This is a genomic window from Bradyrhizobium agreste (assembly GCF_016031625.1).
Taxonomy (GTDB): Bacteria; Pseudomonadota; Alphaproteobacteria; order Rhizobiales; family Xanthobacteraceae; genus Bradyrhizobium; species Bradyrhizobium agreste.
In genome coordinates this window covers 453,305-473,882 of the sequence record NZ_JACCHP010000001.1, presented here as the reverse complement: position 1 = coordinate 473,882, position 20,578 = coordinate 453,305, and the positions used below count along the sequence as shown (strand labels likewise).

The following is a 20,578-nucleotide window of genomic DNA, read 5'->3' as shown; positions in this document are numbered from 1 at the left end:
GCGATTGACTGAGAGGCGGATGCTGGCTCCGGAGAACAAGAAGAGGATTCTGGTGCTCGGCATCGGCAATATCTTGTGGGCCGATGAGGGATTCGGCGTGCGGGTGGTCGAGGAGTTTCATCGCCGCTACGCCATCGATGACAACGTCACCGTCCTCGATGGCGGCACACAGGGGCTCTACCTCGTCAGTTTTCTCGAGCAGGCCGATTGCCTGATCGTGTTCGATGCGATCGACTATGGATTGCCGCCCGGGCAGTTGAAGCTTGTGCGAGATGACGAAGTGCCAAAATTTACCGCCGCCAAGAAGATGAGCCTGCATCAGACCGGCTTTCAGGAGGTCTTGAGTGCGGCCGACCTGCTTGGCCGGCGCCCGCGAGAGCTCGCTCTCATCGGCTGTCAGCCGCTGGACCTGGAGCATTGGGGCGGTCCGCTGACCGCCCCGGTACGCTTTCAAATTGCGCCTGCCATTGAACTAGCTTGCAAACTCCTGGCGCAGTGGGAATCGCCGGCAAAACCGCGGACCGCGCCGCTGCCTGCATCAGAACGACTGTTAGCGAACAATATCGACCATGCAAATTATGAGATGAGGGCGCAGCCGATCTAGCGGCCCGCGACTGACCATGTGCCTTGGCTTGCCGATGACGATTCTCGAGACCGACAGCATTACGGCGCTGTGCGAGTATGGCGATGAACAGCGGCGCGTCTCAGTCATGCTGCTCTCCGACGCCGTGGTCGGCGCAAAGGTGCTCGTTCATATCGACAGCGCGGTGCGGCTTTTGGACGAAAATGAAGCAAGGCTGATCTCGGAAGCACTTGACGCGCTTGAGGCCAGCCTCAACGGCCAGGACTGCGATCGTTTCTTTGCAGACTTGATTGGTCATGAGCCGCAATTGCCGGAGCACCTACGCTAGCGGGTCCGCTTGCGGATATTGCGCCCACTGCGCTTGCTCACACATCGGCTTCCAGTCGCACCTAACCTTTGCATGGAAAATGTCAGGCGCTTCGAGTCTTTGGTTCGAGTGGGACTCGCCAACAGACAATGGTTGGCATGCGCCTTGCTAATAGCCTGTTAGCAGAACCGAACATTTACAGAAGGCGTGTGATGAAGTTGCAGCCGGCGCAGCATGGTTTTGCGCGGTCCGCTCCGCCCGAGGTGAGGGGCGTCAGCGTCGATGCGCGCCTAGTCGCGCACGTTCCCATGAGGGCGGCCGTGATGCCGCAGCCGGTGGCCGATCCCCTATATTTGCTCCGGATCGTCAAGCCCGCGTTCTTCCGTCCTGAAATGGTCAACGCATTTCGGCGGCGCATTCGAGGCACAGTGCCTGCGGTCGGCGTTAGTGGCGAGCTGGTCGGCCGGCTCGGCCTGCGCGGCCCGTCGAGCCTGAGCCTGCGCGGTCCGCAGGGTACACTCCGCGTGATCGGCAGGAGACCGGTCCGTTTGGTCACGATCGACCGCATTTCGGTACAGATCGTTCGGTCACACGCCGGCAGCACCTGTGTCGGCAAGGGCTCTCGAGAAAGCCAACGGAACGTCGCATGATGAAGACAGCGCTCCGCGTTGTATCGGACGGCACCGAGCGGGTGGCGAGCAAGCTTGTCACGGGCTCTGGAAGTCTCGATGTATTCCATAGCGGGTCGACGAGCGCGCTCGCCAGCGGCTGGCGCGATGGCGACGAGCTTGCAAGGAACTATCCGAATGCCACCGCGCTGTTATCGAATGCCGCTGCTGCCGTTGGCGGCCAGAGAAGCGGCGCTCGGACGCAACAGTACGGACTCGCGAATCTCAGCGATCCCGAGCGCAAGCTGATTGGCGAAGTGCTCGGAGAAGGTGAGGTTGCTGGCGTGGTTGCGCTGCCAGATGGCACTTTGGCGCAAATCCGGGAGTCCGTGCTTGCGGGAATCTGGCGCGTGCGCATCGGGACCGATCCGGCGCACGAATATGTTGAGGTCGGGGCGATTCCGCAGATTGTCCGGAGCGCCGCAAGTGACCTGACGTCCGCCGATATCGTAATCGGCGCGGCGCCGGACGGCGCGATGAACGTGCAATCGTTGCTCGCGGAAATACGCGAGCGGTCGCGCGTCTGGCGGTTTGGCATGCGCGCGCATGTCATCAATCTCACGTTGCTGCCGATGAGCGTTATCGATCTGGCATTCCTGCAGCACAGCGTGGGCAATGGCCCGGTCCAACTCATCTTCCGCGGTTACGGCACGTGCCGAGTGCAGGCGACCGGGATCAGGAATGTCTGGTCGGTGCAGTTCTTCAATTCTACGGACAATATCATCCTTGATACGCTCGAGGTCGGCGGCGTGCCGATTGTTGCGTTGGCTGCCGACGAAGATTTCCAGGACTCTGCCGAACGCATGCACGAAATGATTAAGGCGTACTTCACATGAAGAGCTTGGAGAACATTCGGCATTGGGTGGGATCCCATAGACAGCGCGTGTGCAGCGACCGCCGGCATACCTTGCGCAGGATGTTGGCGGAGCGGTGCGCATGAGCTTCGCTGCCCGCAGCAAAATCGATGTCACCGTGTCGCTTGCTGCCGACGTAGTCGCCGCGGTCGAGATCCTGCCGCGAGTCCGGCCGCCGCTGGCGCGGCTGTTCGCCGGCAAACAGGCCTCGTCGCTGCTCAATGTGCTGCCGCGGCTCTTCGCGCTGTGTGCCGCTGCGCAGCAAACCGCACTGCTGTCCGCGATCGAGACGGCGCGCGACGAAGCGATCACCCGCACAACAAAACAGCATCGTATTGCGCTTATCGTTACCGAGCGCATCGCGGAATTGCTACGGGGCCTCTTTGTCGGACATCTTACGCAAGACATCGCCAGTGCGGCGGCAATCCGCTTCCTGAGGCGGGAAATGTCAGCGCTAGTCGGCACCGCACAGACACCCTGGGGCTCCGCTCAACGCGAAGCAACAGCGCGGATTGTGGCTGCGCTAGCTGCGCTCGGCATGCCGAATGAGGGTGGCGCGCTGAGGTCCGGTAGCCCATTGGCGCTTCGCATTGCAGCGCTTAATGAGATCGACCTGAAATCAATTCCGGCGGAGCACTCGTTCCTGTCCGTTGCCGACGACCGCAACATCATTAAACGGCTGCTCGTGGATGACGCGACATTTTGCTATTGTCCCGATCTTGACGGACATGCGCCTGAGACGGGTCCATGGGCGCGCCAAATGAAGCGTGATCGACTCTCGCCGAGCCCATCCGGCGCGGCCGAGCGGCTGAAAGCCAGAATTGTGGAAATCCTCCGGCTATGCGCCTGGCTCAAGGCCGGTGCTCATATCGAGTCGGCGGAGCATGGGATTATCGAAAGATATAAGCTAGGGCCCGGCCGTGCAGCGGCCGCGGTCGAATGCGCCAGGGGTCGTCTCTACCACGCGGTTGAGCTTGATCCTCAAGGCCGGATATCCCGCTTCGAATTCCTTGCGCCGACGGAGTGGAATTTCCACCAGCGCGGACCGCTTGTCCGCAGCCTGGAGGGCGCGGTGCTGACGGCGAGACGACATCGGGATTCAGTTCATGCGGTGATTGCATCGCTCGATCCGTGCGTCGGGTTCACCCTCAATTTTCGCGAAGTTGGCGATGCATGAAATGGCGATTTGTCTTGGCATCATTCAAATCGTCGAGGAGGAGGTACGTCATCGGTCGTTTTCGCGGGTGCGGAGCGTCTGTCTAGAGATGGGAGCGCTGAGTCATGCCGCGCCTGAAGCGATCAGGTTCTGTTTTGCTGTCGTTGCAACGCGGACCGTTGCCGAGGGCGCTGTCCTTAACATCGTCGAACTTCCAGGCGTCGCCTGGTGCATGAGCTGTTCGAAGAGCGTCGAAATTGCACGGCGCGGTGAGTGCTGTCCTCGCTGCGGCAGCTATCAGTTGCAGGTAACCACGGGCGAACAGATGCGCGTGAAAGAGCTGGAGATCGATTGATGTGTACCGTTTGCGGCTGCACTGACGGGACGCCGTCGACCGCACGCGCCAAGGCGCACGATGCGGAGAGCCACGCGCGTTACTATGCTGATATGCAGGACGATTTCGCTCGCCGTTACCACCCGCATGGCGACCAAGGCCTGCAGCGTTCATACGATGCTCGCGAGAGTCATAGTCACGATCATCGCTTTGCCCATCACCAGGCTCATGGCGGGCAGGCGCTGCTGAGCGGCGGCGCCGGGCCGGCTGGCTTGAAGGTCGCGGGCATGAGCAGAGAGCGGGTCATTCAGATCGAGCGCGACATTCTTGGCAAGAATAATGGGATTGCGGCGGAAAACCGTGCGCTCTTCGCAGCCGATGACCTGCTTGTATTTAATCTTGTGTCCAGTCCTGGTGCAGGTAAAACGACGCTGCTTGTCCGCGCCGTGTCCGAGCTCAAGCGCAGCCGCCCGGTCGGGGTCATCGAAGGAGACCAGCAGACCTCGAACGATGCCGAACGCATTCGGGCCGCCGGCGTGCCGTCCGTTCAAGTCAACACCGGCAAGGGTTGCCATCTCGATGCTGCCATGATTGGCGAGGCTCATCGGCGCTTGCCGCTGCTCACTGACGGCATTCTCTTCATCGAGAACGTCGGTAATCTGGTCTGTCCCGCAGCCTTCGATCTTGGTGAGGCCTGCAAGATCGTAGTTTTGTCGATTACCGAAGGTGAAGACAAGCCGCTCAAATATCCTGATATGTTTGCCGCTTCTTCGCTCATGGTGATCAACAAGATTGATCTGGCCCCGCTGCTTGAGTTCGATTTGGGTAAGACGATCGAATACGCCAGACGCGTCAATCCAAAGATCGACGTGCTTGTAGTTTCGGCTCGTACCGGCGAGGGTTTTGGCGCGCTCTACGCCTGGATCGATAGACAGGCGAGGCATCAGAGGCACGTCGTAGAGGACACAAGGCGATGAACGCCGCAGCCACCTGCGACCGAACACGGCTACGCCTGCGCGTGAGTGGGGCCGTGCAAGGGGTCGGCTTTCGTCCTTACGTCTATGGACTCGCTATGCGGTACGGATTGGCGGGATTTGTCATCAATGGCCCCGAGGGCGTTACGATCGAGGTCGAGGGTCATCGGGTCTCAGAGTTTGTCGCCATGTTGCCGCTCGAGGCGCCGCCATTGGCACGCATCGACCACATCTGCGTTCGGGAGACTGCGGCGCTCGCGGCGGAAGACTTTTCGATCGGCACGAGCGAAGGCGGCAAATTGTCAACGCAGATCGTCGCGGATGCTGCGGCCTGCCAGCAATGTCTCAGTGAGCTGTTCGATCCAGAAAATCGGCATTATCTTTACCCCTTCATCAGTTGCTGCCATTGCGGCCCACGCTACACCGTCGCCGAACGGCTTCCGTACGATCGCCGCAACACCGTGATGAGGGTTTTTAGGCTGTGCGCCGCCTGCGCGGCTGAATATGGCGATCCGGCGAGCCGTAGGTTTCATGCGGAGGCGATCGCGTGTCCGGCATGCGGTCCTCGGCTCAGCCATGAGATCAGCGCCATTGTCGCGGCAATCGCTGGGGGACAAATCGTGGCGATAAAGGGGCTGGGTGGATACCAGCTGCTTTGCGATGCGCGTAACCAGGACGCGGTGCAGCGTTTGCGCAGAAGAAAGCAGCGCCCTCAGAAGCCGTTCGCGGTTATGGTCGATTCCATAGAGCGCGTCAGCGAGATCGCGGAGGCGAACGCGCCCGAGCTTGCGCTGCTCGAATGCGCAGCACGTCCCATCGTCCTTCTGCCTTCGCGAAACAATCTGGCGCCCGCCATAGCTCCTGGCTTGTCACGTGTGGGTGTCATGCTGCCTGTAGTGCCGCTGCATCACCTCATCTTTCACGCGCTTCGCTCGGCAGGAGCATGTGCGGGGGACGGCCCGGTCATCGTCGCCACCAGTGCCAATCTTTGCGGCGAACCGCTCCTGATCGACAACGCACAGGCGCTGCGCCGGCTCAAGGGAATCGCCGACGTTATCGTGACCCATGATCGCGATATCCTGACGCGTGCTGATGACTCCGTGGTGTCGGTGGTGGCTGGCCGGCCGCAATTCATTCGTCGTGCCCGTGGCTATGTTCCCGAACCGATCCGGCTTGCGAGGTCTGTACCGCCCGTGCTCGCAGTCGGGGGCGCGCTGAAATCGACCATCACCATCACGCGGGACAACCAAGCGTTCGTCTCCCAGCATATTGGCGATCTGGATACGGCCGAAGGCATTCGTGCGTTCGAGGAGACGATCCGACACCTCACATCGAGCCTTGACGTGGAGCCTGTCGTCGTCGCCCATGATCTGCATCCCGATATGGCTTCTACCCGGTTTGCGGAAGCAAATGGCCGCGAGCTGGTGGCTGTCCAGCATCACCACGCACACGCTGCCGCAGTGATCGCCGAGCATGGTCATGCGGGACCTGCGCTTGCCCTGGTGCTCGATGGCCATGGCTTTGGTTCCGACGGCGGTAACTGGGGTGGCGAACTTTTGTTGTGTGAAGGGCCGAGGTGCCGACGCATCGGGCACTTAGCGCCGCTGCAAATGCCTGGTGGAGATCGTGCAGCTCGCGAGCCGTGGCGCATGGCGAGCGCAGTACTACACGGGCTCGACCGGGGTAATGAAATCGGGCTGCGCTTTGCGGCGCAACGGCAGGCTAGATGTGTCTCGGCCATGCTCGATCAGCCGGGCGGGCCCACCACCACCAGTGCGGGCCGGTTGTTCGACGCGGCAGCGGCGCTGCTGGGGATTGCGAGTTTGCAGAGCTATGAGGGCGAAGCGGCGATGAAGCTCGAGGCGCTGGTGCGGCGGACTGCGATTATCGAAGCCGGCTGGACGATCGATGGCTGCGTGCTGTCGCTTCGTCCGATGTTTGCGCGGCTGATTGCAGATGACATTGACGCCGTAGGCGGAGCCGGGCTTTTTCATGGCACCTTTGCCGCCGCCTGCGTTGACTGGGTCACCCGCTCCGCGCGGACAACCGGCGTTAATACTGTCGTTCTGAGCGGCGGCTGCTTCCTGAACGCGGTGCTGGCGGAGGAAATCCCGCGCGGTTGCAGCGCTGCCGGCCTTACCCCGCTCGTGCCACGGCGGGTGCCGCCCAATGATGGCGGTTTGAGCCTTGGCCAGGCCTGGATTGCCGCTCTGCAGATTGCTCAACAGTCGTCCGCCAGGGGAGGAACAGCCTGATATGTGTCTTTCAGTGCCGGCAAAGATTGCGAAAATTCTTCCCAACGACATGGCCACGGTGTCCATCGATGGCATCAGCCTGGAGATATCGATTGCTCTCGTCGACGAGCTCGAGGTCGGCGATTGCGTCCTTGTCCATGTCGGCTATGCGCTGGCCAAGATCGATCCGACGGAAGCCAAGCGCACGCTGCAGCTCCTGCAGGAGCTAGGCGGCGCAGGAGAACGCCGATCGTGAAATATGCCGACGAATTTCGCGACCAGGCCATCGCGCAGAGAATCGCGCGTGCGATTGGCGCCGAGGTCAGTTCGCAAAGAGCCTATCGGTTCATGGAATTCTGCGGCGGACACACTCATGCGATCTCCCGCTACGGCCTGGAGGATCTGTTGCCCGCGAACGTTCGCATGATCCACGGGCCCGGTTGTCCCGTCTGCGTTCTGCCCGCCAGCCGAATTGATATGGCGATCCGGCTCGTCGACCGACCAGAGGTCACTCTGTGCGTCTACGGCGACCTGTTGCGCGCGCCTGGGTCGCAAGGACAGTCCCTGTTGCGAGCCAAAGCGCTCGGCGCAGACATTCGGATGGTCTACTCGACGCTCGACGCTATCCGGCTCGCCGAACAGGCACCGAGCCGCGAGGTGGTCTTCTTTGCCATTGGATTTGAGACCACGACGCCTCCGACGGCGGTGATGATCCGAATTGCCGAGAGGAAGCGGCTGAAGGGGCTCAGCGTGTTCTGCAACCACGTGCTTACACCCTCTGCGATGCACAGCATTCTCGAGAACCCCAAAATCCGCGACACCGGCGGGATTCCAATCGACGGCTTCATCGGGCCTGCACATGTCAGCACCATTATTGGTACGCAGCCTTACGAGCCTCTGGCGGAACAATTCGGCAAGCCCATCGTGATCGCGGGATTCGAGCCGCTCGATGTGATGCAGGCGATCCTGATGCTGGTGCGGCAGGTGAACGAAGATCGCTACGAGGTGGAGAACCAATACAGTCGTGCGGTAACGCGCGAGGGCAATCGGCGCGCGAAGGAGGAGGTATCGCAGATATTCGAACCGCGCGAGCAGTTTGAATGGCGAGGGCTCGGACTCGTACCCAACAGCGGACTGAAGCTGAAGCGGGCTTACGCGCAATTCGACGCCGAGACGCGTTTTGCGATCCACGACTTGCGTGTCGCAGACAATCCGGCATGCGAGTGCTGCGCGATCTTGCGTGGCGCCAAGCGGCCGGTCGAGTGTAAGCTGTTTGGAACCGTCTGCACGCCGGAAACTCCCATAGGGTCCTGCATGGTGTCATCGGAAGGCGCTTGTGCGGCGTATTGGACCTACGGCCGAGTTCGCGATGAACAGTTGAGGCGGCCGTCATGAGCGTAAAGGGTTATCAACGCAAGCTCGACGTCGAGAACGGACGCGTTGATCTTTCCCATGGATCCGGGGGCCGCGCTATGGCACAGCTGATCTCCGGCCTTTTTCACCAAGCCTTTGGTAATGAATGGCTCGCCCGCTGCAATGATCAGTCGGCCTTTGACGTTGCGGCAGGCAGGATGGTGATGACGACCGACGGCTACGTGGTTTCCCCGCTGTTCTTTCCCGGCGGCAATATCGGGTCACTGGCTGTGCACGGCACGATCAATGATGTCGCGATGTCCGGCGCGCGTCCCCTCTATCTGTCGGCCAGTTTTATCATCGAGGAGGCCTTCCGGTTTTCGGATCTGAAGGTAATCGCGGAGTCGATGGGCGCGGCAGCGCGGGCGGCCGGCGTTTACATCATTGCCGGAGACACCAAGGTCGTCGAGCGCGGGAAGGCGGATGGTTTGTTCATCTCTACGACCGGCATCGGGATTGTGGCCGATGGGCTCGATCTCTCCGCCGACAAGGCAAGGGTCGGGGACCGTGTGCTGGTGTCCGGTAGCCTCGGGGATCATGGGGTGGCGATCATGTCAAAACGTCAGAACGTCGCTTTTCAAACCGAGGTGGTCTCGGATTCCGCAGCGTTGCATAATCTCGTAGCGGTCATGGTTGCCGCCGGCGGTAGCAGCATCCGGGTGATGCGCGACCCCACGCGGGGTGGGCTTGCCGCGACCCTCAACGAGATTGCGCATCAATCCGACCTCGGGTTCCGTCTGCAGGAAACATCCATTCCGGTGAAGCCCGCGGTTGCAGCTACCTGCGAGCTCCTTGGTCTCGATCCGATCCATGTCGCCAATGAGGGCAAGCTCGTTGCGATCGTCGCGCCTGATTTGGCCGATGCCGTGCTTGCAGCCATGAAGGCGCATCCGCTCGGGTCCGATGCAGCTGATATTGGCGAGGCGGTAGCTGACGATCGGAGATTTGTGCAGATGGCAACCGGTTTCGGCGGCCGGCGAATCGTTGATTGGTTGTGGGGCGAACAATTGCCTCGGATCTGTTGAACACATATGGGCGAGCCTACCCAACCGGTAGACTGCGACCCCGCTCTTTAAGAAGTTTCGGCGAGGCTGGATTTCGGTTGTTAGCTTTTCCACGAGCCGAGAACGCAATTCGAAACTTCATCGCGATCACGCATTTTCGACGGTTAAGCTCAGCGAGCATGGCCACACGATCCGCTCGGCACCGGTGGGTTTGAAATCCTGCGAAGCTTGCCAAATATCGCTGAATTTCTGCGTCATTTTGACGGCTGCGTCGCAATATCCCTGCTCGCTTCCGATTAGAAAGGCGCTCCAGGCAGGGAGTTTTCAAATGAAGGTCGGAGTCCCCAAGGAAATCAAAGCGCACGAATATCGCGTGGGCCTTACCCCGGGAGCTGTCCGCGAATACGTGGCAGCGGGCCACCGCGTGATGATCGAGACCAATGCCGGCGCTGGCATTGGTGCAACCGACGACGATTATCGCAATGCTGGCGCAACGATTCTAACTTCCGCAGTTGAGGTATTCGCATCGAGCGAGATGATCGTAAAGGTTAAGGAGCCTCAGCCGTCCGAATGGTGTCAGCTGCGGGAGAATCAGATCCTTTTCACTTATCTGCATCTGGCCCCCGACCCTGATCAGGCCAAGGGCCTCCTGAAATCTGGATGCACCGCGATCGCCTATGAGACCGTAACTGATGCGCATGGTGGTCTTCCGCTACTGGCGCCGATGAGCGAGGTCGCGGGTAGGCTTGCGATCGAAGCGGCGGGTAGCGCCCTGAAGCGGAGTGCAGGCGGACGAGGGCTGTTGATCGGTGGGGTGCCCGGTGTTCAGCCTGCCCGAATCGTGGTGATCGGAGGTGGCGTCGTTGGTACGCACGCGGCACGCATGGCGGTCGGTTTGGGCGCAGAAGTGACCATCATCGACCGTTCGATACGCCGGCTCCGCGATCTGGACGAGCTCTTCGAAGGACGCGTTCGCACCAGATTTTCGACTATCGAATCCGTGGAGGAAGAGGTATTTGCGGCGGATGTGGTGATTGGTGCGGTGCTCGTTCCAGGTGCGAGCGCGCCGAAACTGGTCCGCCGGAGCATGCTGAGCTCGATGCGCAAGAGGGGGGTGCTCGTGGACGTCGCTATCGATCAGGGCGGCTGCTTTGAGACATCGCGCCCAACCACTCACGCTGATCCTACTTACGAAGTGGATGGCGTCATTCATTATTGCGTCGCCAATATGCCGGGGGCTGTACCGCTGACCTCGAGCCAGGCACTGAATAACGCGACGCTGCCGTTTGGTTTGGCTCTGGCCAACAAGGGTTTTTCCGCCGTGCTCGAAAATCCGCATTTGCGCGCGGGCCTCAACGTCCATCGGGGCCGACTAACTTACAAAGCGGTGGCCGAAAGCCTCGGGCTGCCCTTCTCACCGATCGAACAGGCTGCGGCCTGATCCCAGAGGCCCTTATGGGCGTTTCCTCCCTGACTTAGGCCACCCCTCGGGGTGGCTTTTTTTCGGCTCCATCGATCTGTTGACCGCCGTCGGCAGTTATTTGGAACGCGGAGCGAAGCGAAGGATCACCAGACGAACGCCTGGCTTCAGTCGTCCGCACGATGCGAGACAATGTACGTTCGCCCATACAGCGCATATGAATGCCGGTTTGGCCAGGTAATCCAAGGCAATTGAGAATGTGTCCCGCGGGTCCGCAGAGGACCCGCAATCACGGAGCCACTTTATCTGGCGCGATCGCCGCTGGCTGTGGAACGCCGATCGGACCGGCGATGACTGCGCGGGTGGTTTATCGCGGTGCGGTCGCCGAAGCCGCCGCTGTCCCGATGAGTGGAACCAACAAGGTGCGGCTTGGGGTCGACCTGACACATCGGCGGAGAACTTTGTGAAGTCGCGCGGCGTATCGATCCTAGCCGCGGCACGGCGGCCTTAGGATGCATTGCAGACTGACGAAGGCGGTTCACCTGATTGCTGACTGCCGAAAGATGACCATGCGCAAACCACGGCATCGACATCAAGCTGCTGTCATGCGCGTTGTAGGAATTGCGACACGATGTCGAGGCGGCGACTTGCGTTATCGAAAATAGCCCAGACAAATCAAGGTTAACTGTCTGGCACAAGACTTGAAGGCAAGAAACTGTCGCGCAACTTTTGCTCATGGAATCGGAGTGATGGCCTACAAGATAATCGCATCCCAGTGCACCGTCTGCGGTGCGTGTGAGTTCGAATGTCCCAATGCCGCGATCAGCCTGAAGAACGATATATATGTGATCAATCCGACCCAGTGTACGCAATGTGAGGGGCAATTTGACGCGCCGCAATGCGCGGTCGTTTGCCCGGTGCCAGATACCTGCGTGCCGGCATAGGTGGGGTAACCGATGAGAGGAGCTCCGGCGCGAAACATGATGAACACGCTATCGTCAGCCGCCGTCTTTTGGATCCATCTCCTGTTTCTCTCACTCGCTGGCCCCGAGTTGGCGGCGACTTGCGCGATCCGCTCAGAGAGATTGCGACGCCATCCTCGCCGGCGGGAGTTATCGTTGCGTGAGTGGAGCGGGCAATGGTAGCTCTACAAGAGACGGTCGAGCGCGTGAAGCGCATCGACGTCGACCAGTATCGTTATGGGTTTGAGACCCTGATCGACTCCGAGAAGGCTCCCAAGGGGCTGTCGGAAGAGACCGTCAAATTCATCTCGCAGAAAAAGAACGAGCCCGCCTGGATGCTCCAGTGGCGGCTGGAGGCCTATCGCCGCTGGCTGACCATGACCGAGCCGACCTGGGCGCGCGTCAATTATCCCAAGATCGACTTCCAGGACATCCACTATTACGCGGCACCAAAGCCGAAGAAGACGGTCACCTCGCTCGACGAGATCGATCCGGAGATCCTGAAGACCTACGAGAAGCTCGGCATTCCCCTGCGGGAAGTCGCCATGCTCGAGGGCATCGAGCTCAAGGCGGGCGAGGACGATCCGGCCAAGCGCAAGATCGCGGTCGACGCGGTGTTCGACTCGGTCTCGGTCGCGACCACGTTCAAGGCCGAACTGAAGAAGGCCGGCGTGATCTTCATGCCGATCTCGGAGGCGATCCGCGAGCACCCTGAATTGGTGCAGAAGTACCTGGGCTCGGTGGTGCCGACCTCGGACAATTTCTATGCGACGCTGAACTCGGCGGTGTTCTCCGACGGCTCGTTCGTCTACGTGCCGCCCGGCGTGCGCTGTCCGATGGAGCTGTCGACCTATTTCCGCATCAACGAGCGCAACACCGGCCAGTTCGAGCGCACGCTGATCATCGCCGACAAGGGCTCCTACGTCTCCTATCTCGAAGGCTGCACCGCGCCGCAGCGCGACGAGAACCAGCTGCATGCGGCCGTGGTCGAGCTCGTCGCGCTTGATGATGCCGAGATCAAGTACTCGACGGTGCAGAACTGGTATCCCGGCAATTCGGAAGGCAAGGGCGGCATCTACAATTTCGTCACCAAGCGTGGCGACTGCCGCGGCGCCAATTCCAAGATCTCCTGGACCCAGGTCGAGACGGGATCTGCGATCACCTGGAAGTATCCGAGCTGCATTCTGCGCGGCGACAATTCCCGTGGCGAGTTCTACTCGATTGCGATCTCGAACGGCTTCCAGCAGGTCGATTCCGGCACCAAGATGATCCATCTCGGCAAGAACACGTCGAGCCGCATCATCTCCAAGGGCATCGCCGCCGGCAAGTCGCAGAACACCTATCGCGGCCTCGTCACGGCGCATCGCAAGGCGACCGGGGCGCGCAACTTCACCGCCTGCGATTCGCTGCTGATCGGCGACAAATGCGGCGCGCACACCGTGCCGTACATCGAGGCCAAGAACTCCTCGGCGACGTTCGAGCACGAGGCGACGACCTCGAAGATCTCCGAGGACGTGCTGTTCTACTGCATCCAGCGCGGGCTCAGCCAGGAAGAGGCGGTCGGCCTCGTCGTCAACGGCTTCGTCAAGCAAGTTCTGCAAAGACTTCCGATGGAGTTCGCAGTGGAGGCGCAGAAGCTAATCGCGATCTCGCTCGACGGATCCGTCGGATAACCAAACCTCCCGCGAGCCACCTCGAATGCGGCTCGCCACATGATGCATTTCAGGGGGCAGATCAGAATGGCGCTACTCGAAATCCGAGATTTGCATGTTGGTGTCGAAGACCGCGAAATCATTCGCGGCCTGCATCTTAGCGTCCATGCCGGTGAAGTGCACGCGATCATGGGGCCGAACGGCTCCGGCAAGTCGACGCTCTCGCACGTCATCGCCGGCAAACCCGGCTATGAGGTCACCGACGGGCAGATCCTGTTCAAGGGCGAGGACCTCCTGCAGATGGAGCCGGACGAGCGTGCCGCCAAGGGCGTGTTCCTGGCGTTCCAGTATCCAGTCGAGATCCCCGGCGTGACCACCATGAACTTTCTGCGGGCGGCACTGAACGCCCAGCGCAAGGCGCGCGACCAACAGGAATTCTCCACCCCCGCATTTCTGAAAAGAGTCCGCGAGGTGGCCGGTTCGCTCAACATTCCCCAGGACATGATCAAGCGCGGCGTCAATGTCGGCTTCTCCGGCGGCGAGAAAAAGCGCAACGAAATTTTACAAATGGCGTTGTTCGAGCCGGGTCTGTGCATCCTTGACGAGATCGATTCCGGCCTCGACATCGACGCGCTGCGTATCGTCGCCAGCGGCATCAACGCCTTACGTTCGCCGGAACGGGCGATGATCGTGATCACCCACTATCGGCGGCTTCTCGACCATATCGTGCCGGACATTGTGCACGTGATGTCGAAAGGGCGGGTTATGAAGAGCGGCGGCAAGGAACTCGCGCTGGAGCTCGAGGCTTGTGGCTACGCCCAATTCGAAGACGCGGCCTGACGGCTCTAGGGATTTCCCGATGAAGCAGGTTTTGGTCAAAGCCGACGCTGAGCGTGCAATGGGCAATGTTTTCGCTGCAGCGCGTGGACGGCTGCCCGGTGCAGGCCCTGTCCCCCAAATCCGGGAGAGGGCATTCGAGATCTACGAGCGTACCGGCCTCCCGCATCGGCGCATGGAGGATTGGAAATACACAGATCTGCGCGCCCTGATCGGCGAGGTACTGCCGCTCGCTCCGCGACCCGATGCGGAGGCGCTGGTGCGCGCAAAGGTCTCGGTCAAGCAAGTGGCTGCCGATCAGGCGGTCAAACTGGTTTTGGTGGATGGCATATTCGCGCCGGAGCTATCCGATCTCGGCGACCTGGAAAACGAAGTCGTTGTGCGGTCGCTGCGAGAGGTTCTGGAGAATTCGGCCACTGGGGCCATGGCCGGTCTGGTGCTGTCGACGACGAGCGATCCGGCGATCTCGCTCAATGCCGCGATGGCGACAGATGGCTTGGTGATTACGGTCGCCGACGGCAATGCGCTGGAGCGTCCAATCCAAATCGTTCACGTCGCAACCGGACTGTCGGTGTCCACCTTTACACGCTGCTATCTGCAGCTCGGTAAAGGAGCGCATGCGGCCATCGTGGAAAGTTTCGTCCCGGCTGAACGCGCGAGCGGCTATCAAGCCAACGATGCGATAATCGCCCTGGTTGGTGACGAGGCGAGCCTTTCGTATATCCGCGTGGCAGCTGCTGCCTCTGACGCCGTAAATATCTCGTCGGCGATCATCGCAGTCGGCGCCAGGGCCAAGCTCGACCTCTTCAGTATGACCTGCAGCGGCTCCATCAGCCGCTATCAGGAATTCATCACGCTGGCCGGCGAGGGAACCAAGCTCTCGGCGAATGGGGTTAATCTCATCAGGGATAGGCTCCACGCGGACACAACGATCGTGGTCGACCACGCGATGCCACATTGCACCAGTCGAGAGAAGTTCCGCGCGGTCGTAGACGATTGCGGTCGCTCGGTGTTTCAAGGCCGAATTATCGTTCGTCCCGCCGCCCGGAACACGGATGCCACCATGACGACGCGAGCGTTGCTCCTATCCGACCAGGGCGAGGTCGACAATAAGCCGGAGCTTGAAATCTTGGCTGACGACGTGACCTGCGGCCACGGAGCGACATCGGGTGCGCTGGACGACACTCTCGTATTCTATCTGCGCGCCCGGGGGCTACCAGAGAAGGATGCGCAGATGTTGTTGATTAAAGCGTTCATTGGCGAGTCGATTGAGGAGATCACTTCCGAGAATCTGCGCGATCTTGTGACGGCGCAAGCTGAACACTGGCTGCGGGCCGGGCGATGAGCGCACATCCCGCCGTGAGCAATGGCAGTTACGAGGTCGACCGTCTGCGTAAAGACTTTCCTGCGCTCGCTATGACGGTGTACGGCAAGCCGCTTGTCTACCTCGATAACGCTGCATCCGCGCAAAAGCCCACCGCGGTGCTTGACCGTATGATGCAGGTGTACTCCAGCGAATATGCCAACGTTCATCGCGGCTTGCACTACCTCGCTAACGCGGCGACAGAGGCGTATGAAGACGCCCGTACCAAGGTGGCGCGGTTTGTGAACGCGCATTTAAACGAAGAGATCATCTTCACCCGGAGCGCCACGGAGGCAATCAATCTGGTGGCCCAGACTTTTGGCCGTGAACGCATTACCCCGGGTGATGAGATCGTTCTCTCGATTATGGAACACCATTCCAACATTGTGCCATGGCACTTTCTCAGGGAACGACTCGGTGCAGTGATCAAATGGGCGCCAGTGGATGATGACGGAAACTTTTTGCTCGATGATTTTGAGCGACTGCTGACCCCGCGCACCAAGATGATTGCAATCACGCAGATGTCGAACGTGCTCGGCACGGTATTGCCGGTGAAAGATGTGGTGAGAATCTCGCATGCTCGTGGTATCCCGGTGCTGGTCGACGGCTCGCAAGGATGCGTCCATCTGAGCGCCGACGTCTGCGACATTGACTGCGATTTCTACGTCATGACGGGCCACAAACTCTATGGTCCGACGGGGATCGGTGTGCTCTACGGCAAATCTGAGCATCTGGCATGGATGCCGCCCTTCAATGGCGGCGGGGAGATGATCCGCGAGGTCTCGCGTTCCGGCGTCATTTATGGTGATCCGCCACATCGGTTCGAAGCGGGTACGCCGCCGATCGTCGACGCCATCGGTTTGGGGGCGGCTATCGATTACATCAATTCAATAGGCAAGGCGCAGATCCGCAGGCACGAGAGCGTACTGCTCGCTTACGCGCAGGAGAGGCTGGCGGACATCAACTTCGTGCGCACGATCGGGACCCCGGCCGAGAAGGGGCCGATCATTTCCTTTGATATGAAGGGTGCGCATGCCCATGATATTGCCACCGTCGTCGACCGCGCTGGCGTAGCGATGCGGGCCGGGGCCCACTGTGCGATGCCGCTGCTCAAGCGCTTCGGCGTGCTAGCGACGTGCCGTGCGTCCCTCGGACTTTACAATACACGTGAAGAAATTGATGTGCTTGTGCGTGCGCTGATCAAGGCGCGGCAGCTATTCTCGTGATTGGCGAGCCTACGACTCCAGGTGGCGAGGCAGCTCGCATTGAGATCTGGAGCATGCGGTCATACACCTCATCGTCTACGCAGCACGTAAGCGCCTGCAGATCTCAGCAGGCATAGATAGCATTGGAAACCCTGTGTAGGCCAGCGGCCTTCCAGTTCGGTCCGGCGAGCGCGATTGCGGAGCATTGCTATCGCGGACACGTTCTAGAATTGGGCGGGCAATTTCACCCATAACCAGCCCTTGTTCCATTTCGAACAGCGCCAAACCAAGAGTTCTCTGCCCTAAGCGTGATGTCGGGTTCGCAACAATACCCACTGTCACTGCACGAGGTGCGCTAAGTGATCTTGATTGCTCTGTTTTTTGTGCTCACGAGACGCTGGCATGCTGGTTGCAAAAGTCTTGGTCAAGAAGCCGCCCCCGCAACAGCTAACTTTGAAGGACATCAGATGAGTCTCGCCACGACCCAGAGCATCGCAGAAATCAGGGCTCGCAACAAAGAGCTGATCGAGGAGGTGCTGAAGGTCTATCCGGAGAAAACCGCGAAACGGCGTGCCAAGCACCTCAACGTTCACCAAGCCGGCAAGTCAGACTGCGGGGTCAAGTCCAACGTTAAATCCATACCTGGCGTGATGACGATCAGAGGCTGCGCCTATGCAGGGTCAAAGGGGGTGGTCTGGGGACCGATCAAGGACATGGTCCATATCAGCCATGGCCCGGTCGGCTGCGGTCAGTATTCGTGGGGCTCGCGACGCAACTACTATGTAGGCACGACGGGCGTCGATAGTTTCGTGACCCTACAGTTCACCTCCGACTTCCAGGAAAAGGATATCGTATTCGGTGGCGACAAAAAGCTGGCCAAAATTCTTGACGAAATCCAGGAGCTGTTTCCACTTAACAACGGCATCACGATCCAATCGGAATGCCCGATAGGATTGATCGGTGACGACATCGAAGCCGTGTCAAGAGCGAAATCCAAGGAATATGGCGGCAAGACCATCGTGCCGGTCCGTTGTGAGGGCTTTCGGGGAGTGTCGCAGTCACTAGGCCACCACATTGCCAACGACGCGGTGCGCGATTGGATTTTCGACCAGCCCGAGTCGGATAGCAAACCAAGGTTTGAGCCGACGCCGTACGATGTTGCGATCATCGGAGACTACAATATCGGCGGCGACGCCTGGTCATCGCGAATTCTGCTGGAGGAGATGGGCCTGCGGGTGATCGCGCAGTGGTCCGGCGACGGTTCACTGGCTGAGCTCGAGGCAACGCCGAAGGCAAAGCTCAACATTCTGCATTGCTACCGTTCAATGAACTACATCTCACGCCACATGGAAGAGAAGTTCGGTATCCCGTGGTGCGAGTACAACTTCTTCGGGCCTTCGAAGATCGCCGAGTCTCTGCGCAAGATTGCGGGGTATTTCGACGATAAGATTAAGGAAGGCGCCGAGCGGGTGATTGAAAAGTACCAGCCGCTGGTGAACGCCGTGGTCGCAAAGTATCGCCCGCGCCTGGAGGGCAAGACGGTGATGCTGTACGTCGGCGGGCTGCGTCCGCGTCATGTGATTGGTGCATACGAGGACCTCGGGATGGAAGTCATTGGCACCGGATACGAGTTCGGGCACAACGACGACTATCAGCGCACAGCTCAGCATTACGTAAAGGACGGCACGCTCATCTACGATGACGTCAATGGCTATGAGTTCGAGCGCTTCGTCGAAAAGCTCCAGCCTGACCTCGTCGGCTCGGGTATCAAGGAAAAGTACGTCTTCCAAAAGATGGGTGTGCCGTTCCGGCAGATGCACTCCTGGGACTATTCGGGCCCATATCACGGCTATGACGGCTTTGCGATCTTTGCGCGCGATATGGACATGGCGATCAACTCGCCGGTGTGGAAGAAAACGAAGGCCCCCTGGAAGGAAGCTTCGAGGACCAAGCTCCTGGCTGCAGAATAAACCAACTCATCTCGCTCTCTGGGAAAGCCGGGGCGACACCAGTCTCGATAGTGAAGGATTTCAACAATGGCGCAGAGTGCCGAACACGTGCTCGATCATCTCGAGCTGTTCCGCGGTCCAGAATACCAGCAGATGCTGGCCAAGAAAAAGATATTCGAGAATCCTCGCGATCCCGCCGAGGTAGAACGTATCAAGGAATGGACGAAAACGTCCGAATATCGCGAAAAGAACTTTGCGCGGGAAGCGCTAGCGGTAAATCCGGCCAAGGCATGCCAGCCGCTTGGCGCCGTATTCGCCTCTGTTGGCTTTGAGGGCACGCTGCCCTTCGTCCACGGCTCGCAAGGTTGCGTGGCTTATTACCGCAGCCATCTGTCGCGGCACTTCAAGGAGCCTAGCTCCTGCGTCTCCTCGTCGATGACGGAAGACGCTGCCGTATTCGGCGGCCTGAATAACATGATCGACGGGCTCGCGAACAGCTACAACATGTACAAACCCAAGATGATTGCGGTCTCGACGACCTGCATGGCCGAGGTCATCGGCGATGACCTCAACGCCTTCATCAAGACGTCGAAAGAAAAAGGCTCGGTTCCGGCAGACTTCGACGTGCCATTCGCCCACACGCCAGCGTTCGTCGGCAGCCACGTTACCGGTTATGACAATGCGCTCAAGGGCATTCTAGAGCATTTTTGGGACGGTAAGGCCGGAACAGCGCCGAAGCTGCAGCGCAAGCAGAACGGGGCGATCAACATCATTGGTGGGTTCGATGGCTATACCGTCGGAAACCTTCGCGAGATCAAGCGCATCTTGGCGTTAATGGACATCCAGTACACGATTCTAGCGGACAATTCTGAAGTTTTCGATACTCCGACAGACGGCGAATTCCGGATGTATGACGGAGGCACGACCCTGGAAGATGCGGCCAACGCGGTTCACGCCAAGGCGACAATCTCCATGCAGCAGTGGTGCACCGAAAAAACGCTGCCATTCGTGGCTGAGCATGGACAGGACGTCGTATCCTTCAACTACCCCGTGGGCTTATCCGCAACGGATGACTTTATCCTGGCGCTGTCACGCATCAGCGGCAAGGAGATTCCCGAGCAACTCGCGCGAGAACGTGGCCGCCTGGTCGACGCGATCGCTGACTCCAGCGCGCATATCCATGGCAAGAAGTTCGCGATCTATGGCGATCCGGATCTTTGCTATGGGTTGGCTGCGTTTCTGCTCGAACTCGGCGCCGAACCGACCCATGTGCTATCCACCAACGGCAACAAGGCGTGGCACGAAAAAATGCAGATGCTGCTTGCAAGCTCGCCATTTGGGCAGGGCTGCCAAGCCTATCCGGGCCGAGATCTCTGGCACATGCGCTCACTCCTGTTCACCGAGCCAGTCGATTTTCTGATTGGCAACACTTATGGCAAGTATCTGGAGCGCGATACTGGAACGCCACTGATCCGCATCGGCTTTCCGGTTTTTGATCGGCATCATCATCACCGCTCCCCCCTATGGGGCTATCAGGGCGGCTTGAATGTGCTGGTGAAGATCCTGGACAAGATCTTCGATGAGATCGACAAGAAGACAAACGTTCTTGGCAAAACTGACTACAGTTTCGACATCATTCGTTGATGAGCGACCGTGCGCGTGC

General features: G+C 59.7%; 19 protein-coding genes. All 19 read left to right on the top strand.

Features of this window, described 5'->3' with window-relative positions:
• The first annotated feature begins 19 nt into the window (after positions 1 to 19).
• The 19 genes from HZZ13_RS01945 (at position 20) to nifK (ending at position 20,559) form a co-directional block, all read left to right on the top strand.
• Positions 20 to 604 carry a HyaD/HybD family hydrogenase maturation endopeptidase gene (locus HZZ13_RS01945; RefSeq protein WP_197957962.1) on the top strand — a complete coding sequence of 195 codons (585 nt, stop codon included), beginning with the start codon at positions 20 to 22 and terminating at the stop codon, positions 602 to 604.
• A 16-nt stretch (positions 605 to 620) separates the two neighbouring features.
• The gene (locus HZZ13_RS01940) at positions 621 to 911 is read left to right on the top strand and encodes a HypC/HybG/HupF family hydrogenase formation chaperone (protein WP_197957961.1); all 291 of its coding nucleotides are present in this window, start codon (positions 621 to 623) and stop codon (positions 909 to 911) included.
• Positions 912 to 1,102: 191 nt separating this feature from the next.
• On the top strand, positions 1,103 to 1,540 hold the full coding sequence (locus HZZ13_RS01935; protein WP_197957960.1) for a hypothetical protein: 438 nt from the start codon (positions 1,103 to 1,105) through the stop codon (positions 1,538 to 1,540).
• Positions 1,540 to 2,394, top strand: a complete 855-nt coding sequence (locus tag HZZ13_RS01930; protein WP_197958105.1) for a hydrogenase expression/formation protein — start codon at positions 1,540 to 1,542, stop codon at positions 2,392 to 2,394. The genes HZZ13_RS01935 and HZZ13_RS01930 overlap by 1 nt, the downstream gene beginning before the upstream one ends.
• A 100-nt stretch (positions 2,395 to 2,494) precedes the next feature.
• Entirely contained in the window at positions 2,495 to 3,589 is a 1,095-nt protein-coding gene (locus HZZ13_RS01925) for a hypothetical protein (protein ID WP_197957959.1), read from the top strand.
• The gene (hypA, locus tag HZZ13_RS01920) at positions 3,582 to 3,923 is read left to right on the top strand and encodes a hydrogenase maturation nickel metallochaperone HypA (RefSeq protein ID WP_197957958.1); all 342 of its coding nucleotides are present in this window, start codon (positions 3,582 to 3,584) and stop codon (positions 3,921 to 3,923) included. The genes HZZ13_RS01925 and hypA overlap by 8 nt, the downstream gene beginning before the upstream one ends.
• Positions 3,923 to 4,879 (top strand): hydrogenase nickel incorporation protein HypB, encoded by a 957-nt coding sequence (gene hypB / locus HZZ13_RS01915; protein ID WP_197957957.1) that lies wholly within the window; start codon positions 3,923 to 3,925, stop codon positions 4,877 to 4,879. The genes hypA and hypB overlap by 1 nt, the downstream gene beginning before the upstream one ends.
• The gene (gene hypF / locus HZZ13_RS01910; RefSeq protein ID WP_197957956.1) at positions 4,876 to 7,131 is read left to right on the top strand and encodes a carbamoyltransferase HypF; all 2,256 of its coding nucleotides are present in this window, start codon (positions 4,876 to 4,878) and stop codon (positions 7,129 to 7,131) included. Before hypB ends, hypF begins: the two co-directional genes overlap by 4 nt.
• A gap of 1 nt (position 7,132) precedes the next feature.
• Positions 7,133 to 7,366, top strand: a complete 234-nt coding sequence (locus HZZ13_RS01905; RefSeq protein ID WP_197957955.1) for a HypC/HybG/HupF family hydrogenase formation chaperone — start codon at positions 7,133 to 7,135, stop codon at positions 7,364 to 7,366.
• Positions 7,363 to 8,505, top strand: coding sequence for a hydrogenase formation protein HypD (hypD, locus tag HZZ13_RS01900; protein WP_197957954.1), 1,143 nt, complete (start codon positions 7,363 to 7,365; stop codon positions 8,503 to 8,505). The genes HZZ13_RS01905 and hypD overlap by 4 nt, the downstream gene beginning before the upstream one ends.
• Positions 8,502 to 9,548 carry a hydrogenase expression/formation protein HypE gene (hypE, locus tag HZZ13_RS01895; protein ID WP_197957953.1) on the top strand — a complete coding sequence of 349 codons (1,047 nt, stop codon included), beginning with the start codon at positions 8,502 to 8,504 and terminating at the stop codon, positions 9,546 to 9,548. Before hypD ends, hypE begins: the two co-directional genes overlap by 4 nt.
• A 307-nt stretch (positions 9,549 to 9,855) precedes the next feature.
• Positions 9,856 to 10,968 carry an alanine dehydrogenase gene (gene ald, locus HZZ13_RS01890; protein ID WP_197957952.1) on the top strand — a complete coding sequence of 371 codons (1,113 nt, stop codon included), beginning with the start codon at positions 9,856 to 9,858 and terminating at the stop codon, positions 10,966 to 10,968.
• A gap of 728 nt (positions 10,969 to 11,696) precedes the next feature.
• Positions 11,697 to 11,891 carry a 4Fe-4S binding protein gene (locus tag HZZ13_RS01885; protein WP_197957951.1) on the top strand — a complete coding sequence of 65 codons (195 nt, stop codon included), beginning with the start codon at positions 11,697 to 11,699 and terminating at the stop codon, positions 11,889 to 11,891.
• 194 nt (positions 11,892 to 12,085) lie between these two features.
• Entirely contained in the window at positions 12,086 to 13,582 is a 1,497-nt protein-coding gene (gene sufB / locus HZZ13_RS01880) for a Fe-S cluster assembly protein SufB (RefSeq protein ID WP_197957950.1), read from the top strand.
• Between the two features lie 66 nt (positions 13,583 to 13,648).
• Positions 13,649 to 14,401 (top strand): Fe-S cluster assembly ATPase SufC, encoded by a 753-nt coding sequence (sufC, locus tag HZZ13_RS01875; RefSeq protein ID WP_197957949.1) that lies wholly within the window; start codon positions 13,649 to 13,651, stop codon positions 14,399 to 14,401.
• 19 nt (positions 14,402 to 14,420) lie between these two features.
• Positions 14,421 to 15,743 (top strand): Fe-S cluster assembly protein SufD, encoded by a 1,323-nt coding sequence (gene sufD / locus HZZ13_RS01870; protein WP_197957948.1) that lies wholly within the window; start codon positions 14,421 to 14,423, stop codon positions 15,741 to 15,743.
• Positions 15,740 to 16,987 (top strand): cysteine desulfurase, encoded by a 1,248-nt coding sequence (locus HZZ13_RS01865; RefSeq protein ID WP_197957947.1) that lies wholly within the window; start codon positions 15,740 to 15,742, stop codon positions 16,985 to 16,987. The genes sufD and HZZ13_RS01865 overlap by 4 nt, the downstream gene beginning before the upstream one ends.
• Before the next feature lie 446 nt (positions 16,988 to 17,433).
• Entirely contained in the window at positions 17,434 to 18,936 is a 1,503-nt protein-coding gene (gene nifD / locus HZZ13_RS01860) for a nitrogenase molybdenum-iron protein alpha chain (RefSeq protein ID WP_197958104.1), read from the top strand.
• A gap of 66 nt (positions 18,937 to 19,002) precedes the next feature.
• Positions 19,003 to 20,559 (top strand): nitrogenase molybdenum-iron protein subunit beta, encoded by a 1,557-nt coding sequence (nifK, locus tag HZZ13_RS01855; RefSeq protein WP_197957946.1) that lies wholly within the window; start codon positions 19,003 to 19,005, stop codon positions 20,557 to 20,559.
• The last annotated feature ends 19 nt before the right edge of the window (positions 20,560 to 20,578 follow it).